The organism is Salinimicrobium oceani (assembly GCF_012037645.1).
In genome coordinates, this window is the sequence record NZ_JAAVJR010000449.1 from 1 (window position 1) to 498 (window position 498).

Here is a 498-nt window from a genome sequence, read left to right on the forward strand (position 1 = left end):
GCAAATACCATGAAATCAAAGTTCTTGTAATTCATGTTAATGGTTAAACCGAATGTATATTTTGGAAGCGGGCTTCCTAAAAACTGTTTGTCATCATCTGTAATAGTCCCATCATTGTTAGTGTCTACCCACCTGAAGTCACCGGGAACAGCATTAGGTTGGATCACATTTCCATTGGGCCCTGTATAGGCATTTACTTCCTGTCTTGTTTGGAAAATACCTGCTGTCCTAAAACCATAGAAGGAATTATACGGCTGCCCAATCTGGGTTCTGGTGATGGGTCCCATAGACTGGAATCCAGCAGTACCGGTAGTAATAAATTCTTTGTCCTGACCTAGGTAAGTTACTTCATTTTCCAGGTATGTGAGGTTACCATTAGCTGAAAAGTACAGATCTCCAAAATTTTTATTGAATCCAATTTCAAATTCCACTCCTTGGTTCTCCATGTCGGCAACGTTGCCTACCGGTAGACCAGTGGAACCTACATACCCGGGAATC

The 498-nt window shown here is 41.8% G+C and carries 1 pseudogene; it reads right to left on the bottom strand.

Annotation, left to right across the window (positions count from 1 at the left end):
- A pseudogene (locus HC175_RS17675) lies at positions 1-446 on the bottom strand (SusC/RagA family TonB-linked outer membrane protein); the annotation flags it as partial.
- Between the last annotated feature and the right edge of the window lie 52 nt (positions 447-498).